The sequence below is a fragment of the Patescibacteria group bacterium genome (assembly GCA_041667185.1).
In the GTDB taxonomy this organism is placed as follows: domain Bacteria; phylum Patescibacteriota; class Patescibacteriia; order SG8-24; family SG8-24; genus JBAYFM01.
This window is the reverse complement of sequence record JBAYFM010000002.1, coordinates 106,396-127,274: the sequence shown is the minus strand read 5'-3', so window position 1 is coordinate 127,274 and position 20,879 is coordinate 106,396. Positions and strand designations below refer to the sequence as shown.

21 protein-coding genes are annotated in these 20,879 nt (G+C 60.9%); 12 read left to right on the top strand and 9 right to left on the bottom strand.

Features of this window, described 5'->3' with window-relative positions:
• On the top strand, nucleotides 1-1,627 hold a 1,627-nt coding region (locus WCT10_01310; GenBank protein ID MFA6603461.1), incomplete at its 5' end, for a thrombospondin type 3 repeat-containing protein.
• 330 nt (nucleotides 1,628-1,957) lie between these two features.
• Here the strand turns inward: WCT10_01310 and WCT10_01305 are convergent.
• Both WCT10_01305 and WCT10_01300 read right to left on the bottom strand, forming a co-directional pair.
• Complete coding sequence (locus WCT10_01305) at nucleotides 1,958-2,398, bottom strand: plastocyanin/azurin family copper-binding protein (GenBank protein MFA6603460.1); 441 nt, start codon at nucleotides 2,396-2,398, stop codon at nucleotides 1,958-1,960.
• 40 nt (nucleotides 2,399-2,438) lie between these two features.
• Complete coding sequence (locus WCT10_01300; GenBank protein ID MFA6603459.1) at nucleotides 2,439-3,320, bottom strand: CAP domain-containing protein; 882 nt, start codon at nucleotides 3,318-3,320, stop codon at nucleotides 2,439-2,441.
• Nucleotides 3,321-3,463: 143 nt separating this feature from the next.
• On the opposite strand from WCT10_01300, the gene WCT10_01295 reads away from it, so the two are divergent.
• From WCT10_01295 to WCT10_01275, 5 genes are all read left to right on the top strand, one after another.
• The gene (locus WCT10_01295; protein MFA6603458.1) at nucleotides 3,464-4,630 is read left to right on the top strand and encodes a Gmad2 immunoglobulin-like domain-containing protein; all 1,167 of its coding nucleotides are present in this window, start codon (nucleotides 3,464-3,466) and stop codon (nucleotides 4,628-4,630) included.
• Nucleotides 4,631-4,658: 28 nt separating this feature from the next.
• Complete coding sequence (locus tag WCT10_01290; protein ID MFA6603457.1) at nucleotides 4,659-5,222, top strand: alpha/beta hydrolase; 564 nt, start codon at nucleotides 4,659-4,661, stop codon at nucleotides 5,220-5,222.
• Nucleotides 5,223-5,293: 71 nt separating this feature from the next.
• The gene (locus WCT10_01285; protein MFA6603456.1) at nucleotides 5,294-6,187 is read left to right on the top strand and encodes a hypothetical protein; all 894 of its coding nucleotides are present in this window, start codon (nucleotides 5,294-5,296) and stop codon (nucleotides 6,185-6,187) included.
• Between the two features lie 7 nt (nucleotides 6,188-6,194).
• Entirely contained in the window at nucleotides 6,195-8,219 is a 2,025-nt protein-coding gene (locus tag WCT10_01280) for a hypothetical protein (protein ID MFA6603455.1), read from the top strand.
• Between the two features lie 118 nt (nucleotides 8,220-8,337).
• Nucleotides 8,338-8,982: a M15 family metallopeptidase gene (locus WCT10_01275; protein MFA6603454.1), complete on the top strand. Its 645-nt coding sequence runs from the start codon at nucleotides 8,338-8,340 to the stop codon at nucleotides 8,980-8,982.
• Between the two features lie 66 nt (nucleotides 8,983-9,048).
• Here WCT10_01275 and yihA read toward each other — a convergent pair whose 3' ends face one another.
• From yihA to WCT10_01250, 5 genes are all read right to left on the bottom strand, one after another.
• A complete protein-coding gene (gene yihA, locus WCT10_01270; protein ID MFA6603453.1) occupies nucleotides 9,049-9,624 on the bottom strand; it encodes a ribosome biogenesis GTP-binding protein YihA/YsxC in 576 nt (191 codons plus the stop codon).
• A gap of 112 nt (nucleotides 9,625-9,736) precedes the next feature.
• Nucleotides 9,737-10,978, bottom strand: coding sequence for an NAD(P)/FAD-dependent oxidoreductase (locus tag WCT10_01265; protein MFA6603452.1), 1,242 nt, complete (start codon nucleotides 10,976-10,978; stop codon nucleotides 9,737-9,739).
• Between the two features lie 114 nt (nucleotides 10,979-11,092).
• The gene (locus WCT10_01260) at nucleotides 11,093-11,467 is read right to left on the bottom strand and encodes a response regulator (protein MFA6603451.1); all 375 of its coding nucleotides are present in this window, start codon (nucleotides 11,465-11,467) and stop codon (nucleotides 11,093-11,095) included.
• A gap of 10 nt (nucleotides 11,468-11,477) precedes the next feature.
• The gene (locus WCT10_01255) at nucleotides 11,478-11,966 is read right to left on the bottom strand and encodes a pyridoxamine 5'-phosphate oxidase family protein (GenBank protein ID MFA6603450.1); all 489 of its coding nucleotides are present in this window, start codon (nucleotides 11,964-11,966) and stop codon (nucleotides 11,478-11,480) included.
• Nucleotides 11,967-11,999: 33 nt separating this feature from the next.
• Complete coding sequence (locus WCT10_01250; GenBank protein ID MFA6603449.1) at nucleotides 12,000-12,170, bottom strand: hypothetical protein; 171 nt, start codon at nucleotides 12,168-12,170, stop codon at nucleotides 12,000-12,002.
• Nucleotides 12,171-12,281: 111 nt separating this feature from the next.
• Here WCT10_01250 and WCT10_01245 point away from each other — a divergent pair, with 111 nt between their 5' ends.
• The 6 genes from WCT10_01245 (at nucleotide 12,282) to WCT10_01220 (ending at nucleotide 19,138) form a co-directional block, all read left to right on the top strand.
• A complete protein-coding gene (locus WCT10_01245; protein MFA6603448.1) occupies nucleotides 12,282-12,713 on the top strand; it encodes a hypothetical protein in 432 nt (143 codons plus the stop codon).
• Nucleotides 12,713-12,910 (top strand): helix-turn-helix transcriptional regulator, encoded by a 198-nt coding sequence (locus WCT10_01240; protein ID MFA6603447.1) that lies wholly within the window; start codon nucleotides 12,713-12,715, stop codon nucleotides 12,908-12,910. The genes WCT10_01245 and WCT10_01240 overlap by 1 nt, the downstream gene beginning before the upstream one ends.
• 110 nt (nucleotides 12,911-13,020) lie before the next feature.
• The gene (mgtA, locus tag WCT10_01235) at nucleotides 13,021-15,603 is read left to right on the top strand and encodes a magnesium-translocating P-type ATPase (GenBank protein MFA6603446.1); all 2,583 of its coding nucleotides are present in this window, start codon (nucleotides 13,021-13,023) and stop codon (nucleotides 15,601-15,603) included.
• Nucleotides 15,604-15,606: 3 nt separating this feature from the next.
• Nucleotides 15,607-15,900 carry a hypothetical protein gene (locus WCT10_01230; GenBank protein MFA6603445.1) on the top strand — a complete coding sequence of 98 codons (294 nt, stop codon included), beginning with the start codon at nucleotides 15,607-15,609 and terminating at the stop codon, nucleotides 15,898-15,900.
• Between the two features lie 45 nt (nucleotides 15,901-15,945).
• Nucleotides 15,946-18,417 carry a hypothetical protein gene (locus WCT10_01225; GenBank protein ID MFA6603444.1) on the top strand — a complete coding sequence of 824 codons (2,472 nt, stop codon included), beginning with the start codon at nucleotides 15,946-15,948 and terminating at the stop codon, nucleotides 18,415-18,417.
• Between the two features lie 67 nt (nucleotides 18,418-18,484).
• Entirely contained in the window at nucleotides 18,485-19,138 is a 654-nt protein-coding gene (locus WCT10_01220; GenBank protein MFA6603443.1) for a hypothetical protein, read from the top strand.
• 66 nt (nucleotides 19,139-19,204) lie between these two features.
• Here the strand turns inward: WCT10_01220 and WCT10_01215 are convergent, their stop codons facing one another.
• Together WCT10_01215 and era are read right to left on the bottom strand one after the other, a co-directional pair.
• Nucleotides 19,205-19,912: a TIGR00730 family Rossman fold protein gene (locus WCT10_01215; protein MFA6603442.1), complete on the bottom strand. Its 708-nt coding sequence runs from the start codon at nucleotides 19,910-19,912 to the stop codon at nucleotides 19,205-19,207.
• Nucleotides 19,913-19,953: 41 nt separating this feature from the next.
• Nucleotides 19,954-20,856, bottom strand: coding sequence for a GTPase Era (gene era / locus WCT10_01210; GenBank protein ID MFA6603441.1), 903 nt, complete (start codon nucleotides 20,854-20,856; stop codon nucleotides 19,954-19,956).
• Nucleotides 20,857-20,879: the final 23 nt, after the last annotated feature.

Sequence of the window (20,879 nt, the reverse complement as noted above, 5' to 3'; positions counted from 1 at the left end):
CGCTAACGTCATCACTCGCTCCGCCACCGATGCCGCCGGCAACACCGGTTCGGCTTCGATCACGGTCACGAGGAATTCGGTCACGATCACTGGCGGCACCGTGGTCGTCACGACGAATCCTGATGGCAGTCTCAATCTCGCCATCACCGGCGCCAACGGCCGCTTGTTCACTGTCGTTCTACCCGCCGGCACCCAGCCGGTCCCGCCGGCCACTTCGATCGGCGTGACGGTGACTGATGTCTTTCCTCGCCCGGCGATCAAAGTTGACGCTAACCTGCCCGCCGGCACGACCAAGTCCCTCGAGATGCCGAAAGGCACGCTCGGCCAGCACGTCTGCGTCAAGGATATTGCCGGCGCGGAATTCGCTTCCGCTCCGGGTCTCTGCGAGGGTTCGAACGGCGGCACGCAGGTCAGACTGCCGGCTGCCGGTGCGAGCGCGGTCTTCGCGATCGGTGCTGGTACGGCTGATGGTCTGCACAATGTGACCATCGGTGTCAGCGCTGACGGTTCGACCGTCACGGCTTCCGGTCTCCTGCACACTGTGCTCGAGATCATGACTGACACCGACAACGACGGTGTAGTCGACGGTCAGGACAATTGCCCCGCGGTCTCCGGTACGGCCGACTTCAAAGGCTGTCCGGCTGCGGTCGATGCTTCCTTCGAGCGCCACACCGTCCAGGCCGGTACCAAGCCCGGCAGCACCAAGGTCGGTATCGCGAACGCTGATGTTTCGATCTTTAGCCAGGAGGCTGGCTCCTGCGCCTCGAACATCGGCAATAGTCCGAAGGACTACGCTACCATTCTCGCGGGCTGCTCGGCGACCTTCGTCGGCCAGACCGACGCGAACGGCTATGTCCGCCTTGGCCTCACTGCCGGCCAGTGGCTGCTTATTGCCGCTGATCCGCAGACCGGCGTCGTTGCTGGTTCGATGGTCGGTACAGTTTCGGCCGGCGACTTGGCCCGCAAGTATCTCCAGGTCATCGTGACCGCAAACGGCAACTCGGTCTCCGGTAAGACGACGGTTAAGACCGGTTCCGAGCTCTTGGTCATCGAGCCTGAGTACATGGTCTGGGACAGCACTCAAGCCTATTATCCGTACATCTTTGAGGCGTCTGGCGACTGGGGCGTCGAGGTCTCGGTCACGCCACCGGAAGGTTTTGTCGCCGATACCGCGGTTCTCTCCGACGTGGTCGCTAGCGATTACAAGGCCCTGCAGTTCACCATCATCGATCAGGGTTCCTGCTGGAGCTGTGGTCTCGACACTTCTGTCACGGTCACCCACAACGGCAAGACCGAGAAATGGCAGAATAAGATCGCTTTTGCCCTCGAGGAAAAGTTCGCCAAGAACAAGAAGCTCGACAAGGCCGACCTCTGGGTCATGAAGAAAGTCTCCAAGAGCAGCCTCAAGATCTCTTCGGGCGACTCCCTCTGGAAGTTGGTCCGGCGCGAGTTGGGTTCCTCGGCCAAGGACGAAGCGGTCAGACATCTCGTTAAGCAGGTGGCGAAGATCAATCAGGTCAGCATTCCTGAATGGGGTCTGCCCGCCGGTCTCCGGACCGCCCGCGATCTCAAGATCGGCTACATGCTCAACGTCAGCCCGCTGCTGGATTTCCTCAGCAAGAAATAATCTTTCAAGTTGAAGGTCAGCCAGCCGAGCGGTTCCCTCCGAACCGCGAACCCGCACGCCTCCCCGGCGTGCGGGTTTCTTAATATATAAAATGTCATTCCCACTCTTCGTATCTCCGCCGCATCGTTCGTGAACGACATGGCTCTGTTTCTCATTTTATCGAGAGTGGGATTATTCGCGGAGCAAGAAAAAAAGCGCCAAGGGGCGCTTTTTAACGTTGAGCGGCAAAGGGCGGAAGAAGTCAATCGCGGCCGGCCCCTGGTCCGGGAGTGGAACTTTGCGGGGAAAATAAAAAGCCCGCCGTTGCGACGGGTTTTTTGCCGGATCAGATCATTCCACGATCTTGACGCTGCCGGTCATGCTCGGATGGATCTGGCAGTGATAGCCCTGATCGCCGGCCTGGTCGAAGGTGAAGGTGAATTCATTGCCAGTCGCCAGGGTGCCGGACAGGAGGCCCGGCAGGCCAGAATCGGAGGCAATGATGTGCGGCGCCGAATCCTCGTTCTTCCAGGTCACGGATGTTCCTTTTTTGACCGTGAGCTGGGCCGGGGAAAAGGCGAAGTTCTTGATGATTATGACACTGTTGCTGACCGCCGCCGGCGTGTCGGTTCCGATGGCTGGCGTCGGCGGCAGGGTCGTCGGAGCGGCGGGAACAGCGCCGGTCGGGCGCGCCGGAGAATTATCAGCGGGTGCGTTAGAGACCGCGGTACAGCCAGCGCCGGCAAGCAGCAACATGACGACCGCGGCGGTCAGTATCCGAGACGAAGACATATCGGTCCTGGTTAGCCTTTAATATTTTTTTCGATAATTTTTATCTGACCACGCAGGCGTTGGCGGCCTGGACCTGGCCGTTGTAGACCGTGATTTCGCCCTGGAGCTGGGCGTTCAGGGCGTTGAGTTCTTTGACAAGGTCGTTATAATTCGCAACCTTGGCATTGTAGGCGTCCACTTGGTCGCTGCCGCGCGGTTTTTTGGCGGCGTCGAGTTCGGAGTTGAGCGCGTCGGCTTGGGCCAGGAGCTGATCCAGCTTGGCGCGGTCGGAGTCGATCTGGGCTCTGAGGCCTGTTTCGGGCTGCGGACAAGCCGAGAGCGGTCGACCGAATTCCTGGACCGCGAGCCAGGTCGTCCGGCCTTCGTAGGTTCCGCGGCCGACGGCGATCCCGATCTCGTCGTATTTTCCCAGGATGTTGGCGCGGTGTCCCGGGCTGTCCATCCAGGCCTGCACCAAGATCTGGTTGTTTTCGAAGTTCCCGAGCGCCAGGTTTTCGCCGACAGCAAGGTAGTGGTAACCCGCTTGTCTGGCGAGGTCGGCCGGACCGACGCCTGTTGGCGATTCGTGCGCGAAATATTGTCCGGCGAACATGTCCTTGAGTTTCGCGGCGGCGGCGGCGTTCAGCGCGGCGTTCAGTACGAGCGGTTTCAGGCCGCCATTGTCGTTGCGAGCCGCGTTGGTCCAGTTTAAGACGCCTGCGTTGCTGAGGTTGGCGACGGGGGATTCGATCGTGGCGCGGAGCGGCGGCGGCGCAACGACGGTCTGCGTGATCTTGGCCACCGTTTTAGCTGCATCGGCGGCGATCTGTTCGAACTGTCCGGTCTGCGGCTGGGCTAGCCGGTTGCCGCTTTCATACCACCAGAACGCGCCGGTGAGGGCGATGATGATCACGGCAATGAACGTAAGCAGGAACTTTTTCATAGGAAGGCCTGGAAGCGGTTATGATCGTTGAACGGATATCCAGTCGTTATTTGGTATTATAGCATGCGCCAGTTCGTTTGAAGATCATTTCCATTTTTAGCTTAAATGTGCCAAAATATCCGAGTAAATGATCACTTAATGATATGCGTAAAATAATTTTTATCGTCACGTTAGCCGCGATCTTCGGCTTAGCTGGTTTCGGCTGCGTCCGGACGCCAGAACCAGCCGTGAAAGATCAGGATCAACCGGCAGCGGCGGAATCGGCAGTAGCCGTCTGGGGCGAGGGGAAACTTCTGACTGTCGGTGCGTCGATCGTCTACGGCGATGGTCTGACCGTGCGGCTGGAGGCGATCAATGACTCGCGTTGTCCGGCTGGCGTCCAGTGCATCTGGCAGGGCGAGCTGGCTCCGATCCTGCGGCTCCGGGGAGGAATGCTGACGACCGAGATGGAAGTGGTTCTGGGCACGGTCCGCGGTCTGACTGGTGCGGCCGGAGATTACGCGGTGTCCGCGAGCGACGTGTCGGCGGAGTCGGTCGTTCTGGTCGTGGCGAAGTCAGCTGACCAGCTCGCGGCCCATCAGGACAAGATCCGCGTGGCGAGTCCCCAGCCGGACGCAGCGGTCGCGAGTCCGCTCGTGGTCCTGGGCGAAGCGCGTGGCAGCTGGTATTTCGAGGCTTCGTTCCCGGTGAAACTTTTCGACGCGAACGGCAAATTGCTGGCGGCCGTTCCGGCGCAGGCGCAAGGGGATTGGATGACCGGGGAATTCGTTCCTTTCGCGGTTTCTTTGGTTTTCGAACCGCCGGCGACCGCGACCGGAACGCTGGTGCTCGTGAAAGACAATCCGTCCGGTTTGCCGGAGAATGCCGATGAGGTGCGGCTGCCGGTGCACTTCGCGGTCGAGGTCGGAGAGACGCGTGCTGTCAAACTTTATCGCTACGACCCGTCGCGGGATCGGGACGCGGCCGGCAACATCCAGTGCAGCCGGGCCGGCCTTGTGGCTGTCGAGCGGCGAATTCCGGTCACCAAGACGCCGATCCAGGACACGATCCGGCTGCTGCTCAAGGGTGGGCTGACCGATGCGGAAAGGGCGGCCGGGATCACTACGGAATTTCCGCTGGCCGGCGTGGAGCTTCGGAGCGCGAACCTGAAGAGCGGCGTTTTGACCCTGGAATTCGTGGATCCGAACAACCGCACCGGCGGCGGCTCCTGCCGCGTCGGCATCCTCTGGGCGCAGATCGAGTCGACGGCCAAACAATTTCCGGAAGTGAAAACGGCCCGTTTCATTCCGGCGGAACTTTTTCAGCCATAGATCGGCTGACTGAACATTCGCCAGCGCTATGAAAAAAGTCTTCATCATCCACGGCCTCGGAGGGTCGCCGAACGGCGGCTGGCGTCCCTGGCTCATGGGCGAACTGCAGAAGCGGGATATCTATGCCTGCGCGCTCTCGATGCCGAGTCCGGAAGAACCAGTACTCGCCGAGTGGGTCGGCGAGATCGCCCGGCACGTTGACCGGAACGGCCAGGACGAATTGTATCTGGTCGGCCACAGCCTCGGAGTTCCGGCGATCCTGCGGTATCTGGAGTCGGCCGGCGCCCGTGCGCTGGCCGGGGCTGTGTTCGTATCCGGTCCCTGCGAGCCGACCGCGAATCCGAAGGGCGGCGATTTTTTGGCCGCGCCTTTCGATTTCGCCCTGATCAGATCCCGGATCGGTCCGTGCGCCGTGATCCACGGCGATAACGACCAAGTGGTGCCGCTGGCGCAGGCGGAGAAATTATCCCGGGCGCTGGACGCCAGGCTGACGCTCATCAAGAATGGCGGTCACCTGAACGGTTCGGGCGGCTGGTACGCGCTGCCGGAGTGCCTGGAAGAATTGCTGCGACTGATGGGACAGACGGAATAGGTTATAAATATGATAAAATGACGATAAGGATATTTATTTTATTGCTGCCTTGATCGGTCAGCGGCGCGTCTATGTTCGGCAAAGAAACACCTCAGGATCCGAAAACCCCGGCTAAATGCTGGCGCACTGACCTCAAATGGCTGTACGGAATTTTATTCGTCTTTTCGGCCATGGCCGGTCTGTTTTGTTACACTGCGGCCCAGTACACGGACGAGGAAACCGTTGTCGGGTTGTCGGCTCACGTCTTTGCCGCGCTGGCGAGTCCCAAGGGACTTGATGACGAAACTGATGTGGCTTCTTTGCGCGTTGCTCTCAGCAAGTCAGGCGGCGAGGAAATGAAGCCATTTTCGGGTCTCGCGGTCAAGGTCAGAGAATCGGATCTTATCGGCCTGACGCCGCGCGAGGTTCGGCTGTTCCTTTTTCGCCAGGTCGGCGAACCGATCTGGGAGGACGGCGAGGCCGGCCTGAAGCGCGTCGCTGAAAGCGAGGCAGCGGCCGCGGCCATGAAGGCACAGGGCGGTGTCGGGGTTTTTGGTTTCTTATCCGAGAAGAATCACAAGCTGTTCAACGACATCTATCCCTACATCCTCTGTTTCGCTTTCTTCATGCTCATCGGCGTGATCAGGTTCAGCAGCGGTTTCGGACAATTGGTCAGTCCTGGAATAGCGCTGCTCATCGGCGCGCTGCCTGGCGCGCTACTGACGGGCTGGATCAGACAACAGGTGGAGACGCTCGCGGCCGGTCCGTCGACCCTGGGAACCGATCTTTACGGTTACATCGGTTATGCCGCCGGCCAGGCGCTGCTCGAAGAGGTCAGGACCATCGGCATGCCCTATGGTGTGATGTTCCTCATAGGTTTTTTGCTGCTGTTCATCGCTTTCGTTGGTAACGGCCTGATCTTCATGGGCGCCGGGATGAGGTCATTGGTCGGCTGGTTGCGTCAGGCGGCAGCGAAGAAAAAATAATTCCAATATGCGCAAGCTTTTCGGCGTTCTATTCCTGCTGTTCGTCTTCGGCACGGCCGTCGGTTATACTTTCTGGAAGGCTTTTCCGAGCCCCGAGGGCCTGAGCATCACGCTGGATCAAAAAGAGCTCCAGCCGTTCAGTATCGTTGCCGCCAGGGGATCTTTTTACCAGCCGGAGGAATCAGCCGTTGCCGCCGTCATCGCGCGCGCCGACGGTTCGACACTCCTGGCTCCGGCAGTGGTTTTGGCGGACGACCGGGCCGAGTTCATGGTGCCGCCGCTTTTTGACAGCAGTGGTCTTTCGGTTGCGGAGACGATCAGCCTCAGAGTTGTCGAGGTCCGACCTTCGGACGGGATCGATCAGCTGATCGTATATACTTCCCAGGAGATCGCGGACGTCCGGATCATGGCGCTGCCGGAGGTCGACAGCCAATTGCCGAAAGGAGCGTATACTGCGCTGCATCTGGCTTCGGCCGGCGACGCCGTGGCTGCGGCTCTGGAGCGGGTCCCGGAAACCGCCAAGGAATTGCGGGCAGTCTTGACCGCCTACAAGGCCGGACTGGAAAAGATCTTCAAGGAAGTCCGCAAGGTCGCGCGCGACCAGAAAGCGACCGGGTCGCTGACTGTCGGGGGAAAGAAGATCGTCGTCAGCGCCGCTGACCTGGCGGAACTCGACCGTCTCTATCTGGCAGCCGATCGCCAGTTCGCGGCCGCAGCGCCGCTCGCGCGAGGTGGCTGGCGCGAATTTTTTCTGCCGGCCGCACGGGCTGCAGCCTTGTCGAATTGCCGCCAGGCGATGCAGGACCTGGGGGTCGGCGCAGGGTCGATCTATATTATGCCCTGCCAATATCGCGAATCGGCCAGCGAACAGGCCGCTAAACTCGGCGAGGTCCTGCCCGAGGCGGCACGCTTCACTTATGGCATCCCTTTGACCCTGGCGCTCCGGCCGGTCGGCGCGCTTACGGCCGCTTTGGCGTTCTGGGACAAGGTCGCCATCGCCACGTCGGTTTCTTACGCGATCAACGCCGGCCTCGAACCTTTGGACGGCGGGGCGGGTTTGGTGCGGCCGGCGTTCGAGACGCCGATCGACGCCCTGCTTGCATATCTCGACGAAAAGTCCGGCGCGCCCGCGAGCGATTTCGTGCCGTTCGGAAAATTGCTTTATAGCGTTCATGAGGCCATGAAACCAGCGCCAGGCGAGGAAACGCGGAAGTTGACGCGACTGCTGCTGCCGCCGGCCGAGGATCAGGAGGAAGGGGTGCGTTATGCCGAGGTCGGCGAGCGGACTATCAAGACCTATGAGATCGTTCCATCCAGGGAGCAGAAAACGGTCTGGGCAAGATCGGTCGATTTGAAGGTCATCGAGAAACCGGCTAGCGCGCCAGTTGGGTCAGAGGCTGTCGCGGCAGTCGCCAAACCAGCTCCGGTCGCCAAACCAGCGCCCGTAGCTTCGCCGCCGGTCATTCCGGACCCTGATTATGTCGAGCCGGTCTATAACGAACCGGCAACGACGCCGGTCTATATCCCGCCAGCGCCGGAACAGCGCTCCAAGACCCCGGAGACGTGGCGGGGGACGCTCACTGGCATCGAGGACTTTCATTCTTATTGCGTGGACGGCCAATGGTCCCATAACATCAGCGTGTCCTTTAACGTTGATGATAGTTTGTATGGCGCGATTCAGGGCGACAACGTGAGCGAGGGGGCGGGTAGTTTGACCTTTACCGCGACCGTGATCAGCCAGGTGCATGATGAGGATCCAAAATATTATCCTGACTGCCGCATGATGGGCGGCTCCAAGACCCTGGCGATCACCGTGACCGTCGGGGGACAGGCAGCCGGATTGCACAGCTCTCCCAGCCAAGTGATCACGACCGCCACCTGGACTGACGGCGTTCGGGATATCCGCTACAGCTATCCGTCCGACAGTCTGGATCTGAATATCAGCAATGCCTCGCCGACGAGCGTCTCCGGCGTCTGGGGTTTTTCGAATTTTCCGATCAATGCCGGCACATTCACGTTCACGAGGCAATAATCGAGACGGTAATCCGGCTGACAACAGGCACCATCGACGCGGGCCGGTGAGCTGATTGCATGATCAGCGCCATAGTGGATATAATAGGAATCCTTCATGAATCCATCTTTTGTGCGCTATGCCGCTGATCAACGAGGATCAAACCGGTCGATACGAGAAGTTGCTGGGCATCTTGGTGATCGTAGTGTTATTTACCGGAATCACGGTCTGTTTGGCCGTTTTTGAATGGCGCCGGCTGACAACGGTCGCTTCGTCAGTGGTCGCGGCCGCCGAACCGACGCCGCTGCCGTTGCCGACGGAGATGGACGCCAATTTTTTGGCGCAGGTCGAACGATGCCTGCTGCCGGCGGCGGCGGTCCAGGGATTCGAGTTGCGCGTGACTTCCGGGTATCGGACGGTGGCCGAACAGAATCTGGTCTTCCAGCAGGGGCGCACCGAGAACGGCCATATCGTCACCGAGGTCGCGGGCGGCAGGAGCCTGCATAATTACGGCCTGGCGGTCGACGTGGTCGACCGCTGGCGCGGTTATGACGTCGATTGGGAGCGGCTGGGCCGCATCGCGGCCTGGTGCGGACTCGAACAGAACGACGAGGGCGACCAGGCGCATTTCACGCATCGCGACGGCCTGTCGATCGAACAACTGATTGTCGGTTTCCGGCCGCCGCCGCTCGAATTGCCGTGCGAACTTCTGGCCGAGCGGGCCGCCACCGGCCAAAGTCTGACCAAAACCGACCTGTGGGAGTGCGGTGCGCCGGAATTCTGATGCTTCGGCGGCCAATAAAAAAATCCGGGCCTTGATCGGCCCGGTTTTGAAATTGCGGTGAATCGTTCATTTAGCCGCCCGCACGGCCCGCTCGATCGCGTCGCGGATCTCGCCGGTGCCTTGGCCGTTCACGGCCGAGTGGGGGATGATCTGCAGCTCCGGCCGGTCGGCGCGCAGATCGCGGATTGCGGCCGCCGCGGCCGAACTCGAAAGCTTGTCGATCTTGTTGAAGACGATGACGAAAGGAAGATCCTGCATCTGCAACTGGTCGAGCGCGTAGCGGTCGCTCTCCATGAAGCCCTGGCGGGCGTCGATGATGAGCAGGACCAGTTTCAGCTGCGCCGCTTCGGAGAGATATTCGCCGATGAGCCCGGCGAAACCTCGGCCGGCGGAGCGTTTGGCGCGGGAGAAGCCATAGCCCGGCAGGTCCACGAGCAGGTAGCGCTTGTCGCATTCGTAAAGGTTGATGGACTGGGTGAGTCCGGGCTGGGCGCTGGTGCGGGCGAGTTTTTTTACGCCGACCAAGTCGTTGATCAGCGAGGATTTGCCGACGTTCGAACGGCCCAGCATGGCGATCTGGGGTTTCTCGCTGGCCGGAAGATCCGCGGCGCGGAACGCGCTTTTCAGAAAGACTGCGGGCATGGAGTTGGGATAATGATGGGCGATGGATTGATTGTACCTGCTGGCGCTGGTCTTGGCACGTCCGGGAGCGGTCAGGAAAACTGGCCGCGCGGCCGGTTCAGTTTGCAGATCTTTACTTGGCGGCCGCGATGCTGAGTCCTGCCAGTCGTCCGGTCGCCCAGGCGGATTGGAGGTTGAAACCGCCGGTGAAAGCGTCGACGTCAAGGATCTCGCCGGCGAAATACAAGCCGGGGCAGAGCTTCGATTCCATGGTCGAGGGGTTGATTTCGGTCGTCGAGATGCCGCCGGCCGTGACGAATTCTTCGCCGGCCATTCGCGCGACAACATGGAACGGCACGGCTTTGAGCCAGTCAGCCGTTCGCCGGACATCTTTCTTGGAGACCTCGGCTGCGCGTACGCCGCCGGGTAGTTCGGATTCGCGGATGCAGATGTCGACTAGGGACTTCGGAATCACGCCGACCAAGTTGTTCTGGAAGATCCGGGTCGGATTCAGGATGTTGCGGCCGCTGATCTCAATGGCCAGTTTTTCAGCGGTCAGGTCGGGGAACAGGTCGATCTTCAGTTCCAATGGTTTCTGGGCGTCGAAGTTCTCGAAAGCGACGAGCGACGAGAGAGCGAAGACCGCTGGTCCGCTCACGCCCCGGTGCGTGAAGAGGAATGGTCCGGTGAATTGGTGGGTCCGGGAACCTTGGGCCGTCAGGGTCGCTTTTTCGAAAGCCAGGCCGGAGACTTCGGCCGGCCAGCTCTCCCGCGTCGTGAGTGCACTGAGACTCGGCGCTAGCGGCGTCAGGGTGTGGCCGAGCGCGATCGCGAAGCCGTAGCCGTCGCCGGTCGAGCCGGTGTGGCGGTAAGCCTGGCCGCCGGTCGTGAGTACGACTGCGTCGGCGGCGAGCGATTCCGTCCGCCCGCTGAATTTGATCAGGAAGCCGGCAGCGGTCTTGTCCACGCGTTCGACCGTCGTCTTGAGCAGCAGATGCAAGCGCGGGTTCTCGAACAGGCGTTCGAAGACGCCGACGATCTCCCGGCCGTCGTTGGAAACTGGGAAGACCCGGCTATCTGCCTCGGTCTTGAGCGGTACGCCGTGTTCTTCGAACCAGGCACAGACGTCTTCCGGAGGGAAGACACGCATGGCCGAGGACAGGAATTTACCGCCGCGCGGATATTTGCCGAGGATCGTCCGCACGTCGCGGAGTCCGGTCGTCACGTTGCAGCGCCCGCCGCCGGTGAGGAGCACTTTCTTGCCGATGGCGTCGTTTTTTTCGATCAGAAAAATTTCCGATTGCGGGTCGGTTTCCAGCAGGGTCGCGGCTGTCATGAGTCCGGCGGCGCCGCCGCCGATGATCGCTATGCGCATGGGAGTACTTGTAGCACGGATGGCGCCGCTTTTGAAGCGGGGTGGGGCGCATTGCCGGTCAAAATTCCAAACAGAGATCCGTCGAGTTTTCGCGTCGCAGATGCGGCGTTATGGTTAACGGATGATTTTGGCGATGCGAGCGGATAATTTCGGGAAATCGATCTGATCTTTGATCAGGTAAGCCTCCGGTTCCAGGGCGGCGCAGCTGGAGCGTTGGGTTGGTCCGTCGTCGTTCGTGAGCACGATGACTTTGATCCGATTGGTCTTCCGGTTCGTACGCAGGTCTCCCAGAACGTCCAGTCCCGATCGGCCGGGCAGGGATAGATCAAGCAGAATTAGGTCCGGCCGGAACGTCCCGACTTTGTCGGCCACGGCTTTACCGTCAGTGGCCAGGTCGGCGTCATAACCATCTTTTTTTAGGTTGGCGCGCAGAACGTTCGCCAGGAAGGCGTCGCTATCGACCACCAGGATTTTCTTTTTGGGCGGCATAGCGGATTGATTAACTGCGGCGAGACCGCCATTCGATCAGTTCGATGAAAGAGGACAGTCGATTGCTGATTTTCGCGTTTTGGAGGTCAAGGGCCCGCAGCCGCATTGGTTTCAGGCGATAGACGGCATATTCGCCGGCTCGCAGGCCGAGAATGGGCGGCCAAAAATTCTTCCAGACGCCGTTTGCGGCTGCTTGTGCCAGCTTAGCTAACGCGTTTTGACGTTCCGCGGCGGCGCTAATCAGGATAGCTCGGCCTTCGCCCTGGAAGCTGAAAGGCGGTTCCAGGCCGGCAACGAAGGCAACCCGCGGATTTTCCCGAAGATTGCGAGCCTTGCGCGTCCTGACCTTGGTGGCGAAGTAAAATTTCAGATCTTGGTCGGCCGCATAAAGCACCACCGCCGCGTGCGGCCGGCCTTTTTTCGAGCAGGTCGCGATGGACATGAGGTGATTGGCCAGGAACGTCCGTTTGGCTTGGCGTCGGCGCGCGGCAGAGGTCATAAGTATGCTGTTCAGCCCAGGAGGGCGGTGTAGTTAGAGATCAGCGCTGGCACCGCGAACAGTAATCCGATGAGCGGCAGCACGACCGAGGCGACGGCGATGACTGCGGTCCAAAAAAAAGATGCGGTAGGTGCGGTCAACCGTCTTCTTGAGGTCGTCGAGTCTGGCTTCGATCGCGGCGAGATGGGTTTCGATGTTATCCATATGTTCAATTATATCACATTGCGAGCCGGCAATGGGCCGTTGTCGAGGCCTTGACGGATCCGGCGCGATGTAATATATTTATGACGTAATATATTTTTTACTCAGATCATTATGCTGGGCAAACCGGAATGGTTCCAAAGGCGGAAATACGGCGGCTGGGGTTATTGCCCCAAAAGCTGGCAGGGCTGGGTCTATGTCGCCGCGATCGTGGCGCCCATCTTCCTGATCCAATATCTGCCGTTCGGCGGCGCGGAAGAATGGCGTTTCGCGGCGCTTTTTATCTGGGGAGCGATCATCACCGCTGACGCGATCCATATCATGGCCAACATGACGAAGGATGAGCGGGAACGCGCGCACGAAGCCCTGGCCGAGCGCAACGCTCTCTGGGCCATGATCATCGCGCTTTGCGCTGGCGTCGGTTATCAGGCGGCCGCCGGCATCGTTCGCGGCGAGTTCACGGTTGATCCGGTGATCCTAGCCGCTCTGTTCGCCGGCGTCATCGCCAAGGCCGCGACCAATATCTATCTTGATCGCAAGAACTGATGAAGACCCAGATCGCGAAATATCGCCAGAAACTCGGGTTGACGCAGGAGGAGCTGGCGCGCGCCGCCGGCGTGACCCGCCAGACGATCATTTCGCTCGAACAGGGGAGATATAACCCTTCGCTGCAGCTGGCTTACCGCGTCGCCCGGGTTTTGGGGGCCGATCGCATCGAGGAGGTCTTCAGCGATCTGGATTGATCCGAGAGACGGTTGGCGGCGCAACCTCAGGATGACGACCGGGGCGGTGGTGCGGCCCCGGTCGTTTTCAGGTATAATTAAGCCTGACAGCCGTTGACCCGGCTGAACGTATGCGGAAGACTATCAGGCGTCTGACAGGACGCATCAAGAATCGACTGCAGGCCGGCAAAAGCGAGCCAGCGGTCTTTATTTTGGGTTTGTCCTCGGCCGAGGCTGCGCGCCGCCTCGGCGAATTCGGCGCGAACACGATCGCCCGCACCAAGAGGCTGCATCCGGTCATGGCGCTGCTGAAAAAATTCACGAGTCCGCTGCTCTTGGTCCTCACTGTAGCTTCCCTGGTCTCGTTCTTCGCCGGCGAGCGGGTCAACGCCCTCATCATCCTGGCGATGATCTTCATTTCCGGGATCATGGATTTCGTCAACACTTACCGTTCCGAACAGGTCGCCGACCGGCTGATCGAGCGCGTCCGGGTCACGGCCACCGCGCTCCGCGACGGCCGGGAACAGGAGGTCGGGCTCGAAAGCCTGGTCCCCGGAGACGTGGTCGTCCTTTCGGCCGGCGACGTCATTCCGGCCGATTGCGCGGTCATCGAGGCGAGGGATTTTTTCGTGGATCAGGCGGCGCTCACCGGCGAGTCGTTCCCGGTCGAGAAGCGGGCGGTCGACGGCCTGCAGGCGGCCGAAGCGGAAGCGATCTCCGCGGATAACGTCCGGATCGTCTGCATGGGGACCAACGTGATCACGGGCTACGCCAAAGCGGTCGTCCGCCAGACGGGCGCCCGGACCGAGATCGGCGGCATCGCCGAACGCCTGTCCGAGGCCGGCCAGGAAACGGATTTCGACCGCGGCATCCGCCGGTTCAGTTATTTCATCATGCGGATCACGTTCGTCCTGGTGTCGTTCGTCTTTCTGGCCAACATGCTGATGGATCGGCCGGTGCTCGACGCTTTCATCTTCGCCGTCGCCATCGCCGTCGGTCTGGTGCCGGAACTGCTGCCCGTCATCATGACCGTGGCGCTCAGCCGGGGCTCACTGCGCATGTCCGAGCGCCGGGTGGTCGTGAAGAAACTTCCGGCGATCCAGAATTTCGGCAGCATGGACGTGCTGTGCACCGACAAGACCGGCACGCTGACCGAGGGGCGCATCGTGCTCGTCGAGTGCGTCGACACCGAGCGCCGCGAGTCGGCGGAGACGCTGCTTGGCGCGTATCTGAACAGTGCATTCCATACCGGCATCGCCAATCCGCTCGACAAGGCCATCATCGAATTCAAGAGCCTGGACATCACGGCTTATCGCAAGATCGACGAGGTACCTTTCGATTTTGACCGGCGCCGCCAGTCCGTGATCGTCGAGAACGCCGGCGGGCGGACGCTGTTCGCCAAGGGCGCTCCAGAGTCGGTCTTCGAGGTTTGCGCCAGTTATCGTTCGACCAGCGGCGATAGACTTTTCGACGCGGTGGCGCGCGAGGCGGCGAACGCGGCTTTCCAACGCTTGGGCGAGGATGGTTTCCGGGTCATCGCCGTGGCTTCCCGTAGCGTCGGCAACGATTGCGAGGTCTATTCGAAGACCGACGAACAGGATCTGACTCTGCTCGGTTTCGCCGCCTTTTTGGATCCGCCCAAAGCCGGCGTCTCCATGACGATCGACGACCTGTGCCGGCTCGGCGTCGATATCAAGATCCTGACCGGGGATAACGAGATCCTGACTACGCGCATCTGCCGCGACATCGGATTGAAGATCACGGGTGTGGCCACTGGCGCCGACCTTGATAAACTCACGGACGCGGATCTGGGCAAACTGGTCGTCACGGCCAATATCTTCGCGCGTATTTCGCCGCAGCAGAAGGAGCGGGTGATCCGCGCGATCCAGAAGTCGGGGCTCGTGGTCGGGTATCTCGGCGACGGCATCAACGATACGCCGGCGCTCAAAGCCGCCGACGTCGGCATTTCGGTCAACAATGCCGTCGACGTCGCCAAGGAGACCGCCGACATCATCTTGCTCGACAAGAGCCTGTCGGTCCTGCGTGACGGCATCATCGAGGGGCGCAAGACGTTCCGCAACACGCTCAAGTACATCACCATGGGGCTGAGCTCGAATTTCGGCAACATGTTCTCGATGGCCGGCATGTCGGTCATCCTGCCGTTCCTGCCGATGCTGCCCAAACAGGTGCTGTTCAACAATTTCCTTTACGACACCTCGCAGTTGTCGCTGCCGGGCGACACGGTCGACGACGACGAGATCGAGAAGCCGCAGTCCTGGGATTTTCCGTTCCTGCGCCGCTACATGATGGTTTTCGGACTTCTGAGTTCGGTCTTTGATTTCGCGACCTGCTTCGTCCTCTATTATTTCTTTCATCTGTCGGAGCATCAGTTCCAGGCCGGCTGGTTCATGGAGTCGCTGGCCACGCAGGTCTTCGTCGTCTACATCATCCGGACCCGCAAGGTGCCGTTCCTGCAGAGTTCGCCCAGCCGTTCATTGCTTGCGACGACGCTCGCCGCCGTCATCGTCGGCTGGCTGATGCCGGCCTTCATCCTGTCGAGGGAATTGTTCGATTTCACCCCGCTGCCCTGGCCAGCTCTCGTCGCCATCGTCGCCATCGTGCTGGTCTACTTGGGGTTGGCCGAAGCGGTCAAACGGATGTTCTTTCGCCGGATGTACAGCGGCAAGACGCAGCCGGCGTCCAAACCGTGCTGACGTATGGGCGAGTATCCGATGGTCTTCATCCTGGCCGTCAGCTTCGTTTTCGGAGCGGTGGCTTCGGCATTTGATGGTTTTGGTTCGCGGCGCGAAACGATTCCGAAGTTCTGGCTGTATGCCGGCGTTGCCGCGTTCGGAGCCTTGGGCGGCATCCTGTTCAGCCGCCGGGTCGCGGCGCAGTTCATTTTTCCGCCCGCGGATCCGGACGAGCGCGTGTTTGCGGCAGTGGCGGCGGCGGCGTTCGTGCTGCTGGTGCTGGTTCTGAACCGGCTTTGGTCCGGTCGGCGCAAGTGACAACGGTCGTTTTGAATCATGGCCGCGGGCCGACAAGTTGAGGATATGAAAAAAAACCGCGAGGGCCGGGATGCGGCAGCTGCGTCCGGTCCGATCGGAAAAAATACCGGTGCCTCTTCAGCCATGATCGAGCTGCTGCTGTTCGGCGGCATCCTGATGCTGATGATCGTCCGTTTCGGCGGCTTGTTCCGCGCTGCCGAACTTCCGGGCTGGGATACGCCGGCGCATCTCCTGACGCTCACGCAGATGGCTCGCGAGTATCTGCCGCAGGGTCACGTGGCCGGTTATTTTTGGGGCTGGTTGGGCGGCCTGCCGCTGTTCCGGTTCTATGCGCCGTTGTATTTCGCCGTCGTCGCCGGATTCTGGCGGCTGACCGGCGGAGCATTGCCGCTCGCCCTGCTGTTTCGGGCTTCGATCTTCGCCGCGATTTTCGGTCTGTGCGTCAGCAGCTGGTTCCTCGCCAGGGTTTATCTGGGGCGGCCGGCGGCGCGCTGGGCGATCCTGCTTTCCGGCCTGCTGATCTTTTATCCCAAACTGTATTCCGTGATCGGTTTCGGAGCCGGCGCCGCGCTCTGGTCCGGCCTCGTGAGCGGCACGGTCGGGATCTCCCTGCTCCTGGTCCTGCTCGCGCTGCTGGAGCTGTATCGGACACGCGGCGGGCGGAAGATTGGCGCCGTGCTGGCGCTCACGGTGGCCGTCCTGGCGCTCACCCATACCATCAGTTATCTCGTCGGCGGCATCTTCTACGCCGCTTTCCTGATCTATCATCGGCGCGAGCGGCGGCTGATCCGGGATCTGGTCCTGCTCGGTTCGACTGGCACCGCCATGGCTTCGTTCTGGCTTCTTCCTTTCATTGCCGGGCTCAGCTTGACCTCGTCGGAGATCTCGAGCGCAGCCAATCTGCCGGTCAATTCGTTCCTGCTGCTTTTTCCGTTCCAGATCCCGTATCTGATCCCGGGAGCGCTCGGCTTGCTCGTTGCGGCCGTCGGCGGAGTCCTTGTGCTGATCAGTCAGAAGCGGTATTTTCCGGTCTATCTTTTGGCGGCGCTCGGGGCGGTCTTTTTATCGCGGACCCTGCTGCCGATCTTTTTGCCGTCCTTCAAGTTCCATTATCAGCGGCTGCTGCCGTTCCTGTTCGTGCTGCTGCTCGTCGCGGCCGCTGCTTTCTTTCAGTGGCTGTGGTCCGCCTGGGCCGTCGGATCAACGCGCCGCCGCGTTTATTGCGCGCTGCTGGCCGCGATGCTGCTGTTCAATTTCTTTTTCACCTTCGATCTTATGGCCGACGCCGGCCAGACTGCTGTTTCCAGATTATCGGCGGCCTGGTCCTGGGATGATTTTCCTCTGGCCCGTCAGGCGGACGAGGTCGTCGAGCTGCTGCGCCAGCGGGAGACTCGGCGTATCCTGGTCCAAGTGCCGCCGGCCGACGGTCTGTCGTTATTGGGATCGCTGCATTATTTCAGCAGCCGCCTGCCGCTCGTGAACGGCCAGTCGGTCATCACCGGACTTTACGTGGAGTCATCGCCGCTCACGCCGTTCATCATGCCGTCCGTGCTCGGATTGACCGAGGGCCGCGAACTCGTCCATGGTGATCGCCGGCTGCGGCTCGTGAAGCCCTTCATCCTGCAGGGTCCGGCGGCGCATCTCGAGCGGTTGAAGATGTTCGGCGTCGACACGATCGTGGCTTATTCGCCGGAGTTCGCTTCCACGCTGGCTTCGCTTCTCGGGGGCGCCGAGATCGGACGAGTCGAACCGTTTCGCGTCTATTCGGTCCAGGGCGCCAGCGCGTTGGTCCGTTCGGAGCCGCGCCGGCCCGGGATTTTCTTCGATGCCGGCGGCCAGGCGAAGTTCCGCGACGCGGCCATGATGTTGTATGCGGGCGAGAAGACCTTTGATTTTCCGCTGCTCGATGGCGGTCGCGCGGCGACTGCAACTGCGGAGGAACTCGCCGGCTGTTCCGTGATCGTGATCAGCGGTCAGAGGCTCGCCGCGCCGACGCTTGATATCATCCGGGCAGCGGGACGGCCGGTCGTGTTTTTGGGGTCGGCGCCTGCTGGTGTCAGCGATTGGCCTGAGGCCACGATCATCGCTGATCTGGAGGTCATCACGGCTTTGCGCCAGGTGCGCCAGGAATTTTATGAGACCTGGCCGGACGGCTGGGAGCGATTCATCGGCATCATGGAGAAGTTCGCCGTTCGCGATCCGGCCGCGGCGACGTCCGAGCCCGCGGTTGCCGTTCTGAACGGTTGGCAGGTGTCTTACGCGTCTGCTGGTCCGGTCATCCTGAACGGCGGTTATGCTCCGGGCTGGCAGGTCCGGAACGGCAACGGCCGGCGCGTGCGGCAGGTCTCGCCGGCGCTCATGTATATCGACGGAGCAGGCGATGCGACCCTGATCTACGGGCGCACGGCCATCGATCGCGTCGGCCTCTTCTTGTCCGCCATCTCCGCTCTCGGACTCGCTTGGTACGCGCTGGGTCCGGCCACGGTCAGGCTGGCCGGACGCCGGTCCGCTGCCTAGGCATTGATAAATTCCGATGGAAGTGTTAAGCTCTCCTGTTCTTTTACAGTTCTCAAAGGAGTCAGACATGGTCAAAGAAACCGTGGGTTTGGGCCTGATCCGGGTGTGGGGCAAGCGCTATGACCTGCCATTGCTCGTCGAGACGACCGAATTCCTGGTCGAGCAATTCCGGGTCTATTGCGGCCGCGGGCATCCGACCGTGAGTCTGGCCGGGCATCCGAAGAAATTAGACTGGCCGGATCCGGGACGCGATCATTCGCGCCAAGCCTGGCAGTGCTACGCCGCCGGAGCCGATGGCAACAGCGGTGTTGAACGCTCGGTGGTCTATTCGCTCGGTCCGGTCACGGTCACGGGGTATCTCCTGGGCTCGTCCCACCTGGCGCTGTACAGCAGACTGTCGATCCTCGTTGATCCCGCGGGAGCTCCGGCCATCCTCCCTGACCCGGAACCTTGCCTCTGCATCCTCGGCGCGCCGAACGGCGAGACCGGCGAACATCGGCTGCTGCTTTCGGATACGGCCGAGGTCCTGGAAGAGCTCATCTTGAGCCGCCACAAGCCGCTGCAGCTCGGGGTCAGGATCACGAATCCGATTCTGGACAATCGCGGCACGGCGGTCATGGTCACTTTTCCGCACGACGTTTACGGCGCCGGCTTCGGTCCCGTCGACGTGGACTGCACGCTGGTCGGTTCCGGACAGGCTGGCCGTTTCCCGGTGGCCTGAATAATCGAACGCTCGGCATCTTGCCGAGCGTTTTTTTGCTTCGTTTGCCGGTCGCGAGCGAGCGCTTTAGAAGTATTTGCGTTCTTTGGATTCTTTCACGATGGCGAAAGCTTCCTCGGCCGAATCGACGACGGTCATGATTCGCAGGTCATCCTCGTCGATGTAACCCGACTTCAGGAGTTCCTTTTGGACCCAGCCGAAAAGTCCGCTCCAGAATTCCTTGCCAACGAGAACGATCGGCAGCCGCATCATCTTCTTGGTCTGGATGAGCATGATCAGTTCGAACATTTCGTCGAGCGTGCCGAAACCGCCGGGAAAGAAAACGTAAGCCTGGGCCGAGGCCGACAGCATCACCTTGCGGGTGAAGAAATAATAGAAGCCCTTGAACCGTTTGACGAACGGGTTGATGCGCTGTTCCTTGGGCAATTCGATGTTCAGACCGACGGATTGGGCTCCGGCTTCGGTCGCGCCGCGGTTGCCGGCTTCCATGATGCCCGGACCGCCGCCAGTGATGATCGTGTAACCGGCTTCGCCCAGGAGTTTGCCGAGCTTGCGTGCCTCCTGGTAGCAGGGATGATCGGGGCGGGTGCGGGCCGAGCCGAAGAAAGTCACTTCGTTCTTGAGATCGGCCAGGAATTCGAAGCCTTCGATGAATTCCGCCATGATGCGGAAGATCCGCCAGCTGGCTCCAGAGCGGAAATCGCGGAAGGGCACGGGATTGTTCAGCTGGTTCTGGTCGGCTTCCGGATTCGACAGCGGGTTTTCCTTGGACATATGAAGTAGCTTCGGGTTAGTTCGGGCGAGAGGCTTCCTTATTATAACGGGCGGTCGATCCAGCGTTCGTCGATCTCCACTTCAAGGTCGAGGAAGATCCGCTTGCCGGTGACCTCTTCGAGTTCCTGCCGCGCCATGGTTCCGATCTGTTTGATCCGGGCGGCGCCGTGGCCGATGATCATCTTCTTGTAGCGGGCCTGCGAGGTGAGCAGGCGGCCGCGGATGTAGACCAGGCCGTCCTCGCGAGTCTCGATCTCGTCGATCTTGACGGCGACCGAGTAGGGGAGTTCTTTGTTGAGCGTCAGAAAAACTTTTTCCCGGATCATTTCCGCCACCCAGGTGCGGTTCTCGATGTTGGTGATGCGGTCCGGGGGATAGAGCGGTTCGGATTCCGGCAGCAGTTCAAAGACGGCGTCAACGAGGGCGCTCAGGCTTTTGCCGCGGCTGGCCGAAACCTCGATCACGGCGTCGAATTCATCGCGCCAGGCCAGGAATTCATCCTTGTAGGCCAGATGCTGGTCGGATTTGTTGAAGACCAGGATCTTCGGCTTGTCGACCGCGGCGACCAGTCGGTGGATCAGGCGCTCTTCGTCGCCGACGTGGCGCGTGGCGTCGACCACGTAGATGACGGCGTCGACGCCTTCGAGCGACTCGCGGACCTTCTCGTTCAGGATCGAGGTCAGCCGGTCGGGGGCGTGCTTGAAGATGCCGGGAGTGTCGGCGAAGACGATCTGGCCGCGCTCGTCATTGACGACGCCGTGGATGACGTCGCGGGTGGTCTGCGGCTTGGGCGAGGTGATGGCGATCTTGGAACCGACGAGCGCGTTCAAAAGCGTGGACTTGCCGGCATTGGAACGGCCGACGATGACCACAAGGCCGGTTTTTTTCAGCGCCGCGGCCGGTTTCTTCCTGGCCGCCTTCTTGGTTGTTTTCTTTGGACACATAACGTAATGCAGTTTATCGCAGC

What these genes read in the sequence shown, in the direction of transcription:
- WCT10_01305 (MFA6603460.1), bottom strand. Translation starts at nt 2,398, where the DNA reads ATGTCTTCGTCTCGGATACTGACCGCCGCGGTCGTCATGTTGCTGCTT.
- WCT10_01300 (MFA6603459.1), bottom strand. Translation starts at nt 3,320, where the DNA reads ATGAAAAAGTTCCTGCTTACGTTCATTGCCGTGATCATCATCGCCCTC.
- WCT10_01295 (MFA6603458.1), top strand. Translation starts at nt 3,464, where the DNA reads ATGCGTAAAATAATTTTTATCGTCACGTTAGCCGCGATCTTCGGCTTA.
- WCT10_01290 (MFA6603457.1), top strand. Translation starts at nt 4,659, where the DNA reads ATGAAAAAAGTCTTCATCATCCACGGCCTCGGAGGGTCGCCGAACGGC.
- WCT10_01285 (MFA6603456.1), top strand. Translation starts at nt 5,294, where the DNA reads ATGTTCGGCAAAGAAACACCTCAGGATCCGAAAACCCCGGCTAAATGC.
- WCT10_01280 (MFA6603455.1), top strand. Translation starts at nt 6,195, where the DNA reads ATGCGCAAGCTTTTCGGCGTTCTATTCCTGCTGTTCGTCTTCGGCACG.
- WCT10_01275 (MFA6603454.1), top strand. Translation starts at nt 8,338, where the DNA reads ATGCCGCTGATCAACGAGGATCAAACCGGTCGATACGAGAAGTTGCTG.
- yihA (MFA6603453.1), bottom strand. Translation starts at nt 9,624, where the DNA reads ATGCCCGCAGTCTTTCTGAAAAGCGCGTTCCGCGCCGCGGATCTTCCG.
- WCT10_01265 (MFA6603452.1), bottom strand. Translation starts at nt 10,978, where the DNA reads ATGCGCATAGCGATCATCGGCGGCGGCGCCGCCGGACTCATGACAGCC.
- WCT10_01260 (MFA6603451.1), bottom strand. Translation starts at nt 11,467, where the DNA reads ATGCCGCCCAAAAAGAAAATCCTGGTGGTCGATAGCGACGCCTTCCTG.
- WCT10_01255 (MFA6603450.1), bottom strand. Translation starts at nt 11,966, where the DNA reads ATGACCTCTGCCGCGCGCCGACGCCAAGCCAAACGGACGTTCCTGGCC.
- WCT10_01250 (MFA6603449.1), bottom strand. Translation starts at nt 12,170, where the DNA reads ATGGATAACATCGAAACCCATCTCGCCGCGATCGAAGCCAGACTCGAC.
- WCT10_01245 (MFA6603448.1), top strand. Translation starts at nt 12,282, where the DNA reads ATGCTGGGCAAACCGGAATGGTTCCAAAGGCGGAAATACGGCGGCTGG.
- WCT10_01240 (MFA6603447.1), top strand. Translation starts at nt 12,713, where the DNA reads ATGAAGACCCAGATCGCGAAATATCGCCAGAAACTCGGGTTGACGCAG.
- mgtA (MFA6603446.1), top strand. Translation starts at nt 13,021, where the DNA reads ATGCGGAAGACTATCAGGCGTCTGACAGGACGCATCAAGAATCGACTG.
- WCT10_01230 (MFA6603445.1), top strand. Translation starts at nt 15,607, where the DNA reads ATGGGCGAGTATCCGATGGTCTTCATCCTGGCCGTCAGCTTCGTTTTC.
- WCT10_01225 (MFA6603444.1), top strand. Translation starts at nt 15,946, where the DNA reads ATGAAAAAAAACCGCGAGGGCCGGGATGCGGCAGCTGCGTCCGGTCCG.
- WCT10_01220 (MFA6603443.1), top strand. Translation starts at nt 18,485, where the DNA reads ATGGTCAAAGAAACCGTGGGTTTGGGCCTGATCCGGGTGTGGGGCAAG.
- WCT10_01215 (MFA6603442.1), bottom strand. Translation starts at nt 19,912, where the DNA reads ATGTCCAAGGAAAACCCGCTGTCGAATCCGGAAGCCGACCAGAACCAG.
- era (MFA6603441.1), bottom strand. Translation starts at nt 20,856, where the DNA reads ATGTGTCCAAAGAAAACAACCAAGAAGGCGGCCAGGAAGAAACCGGCC.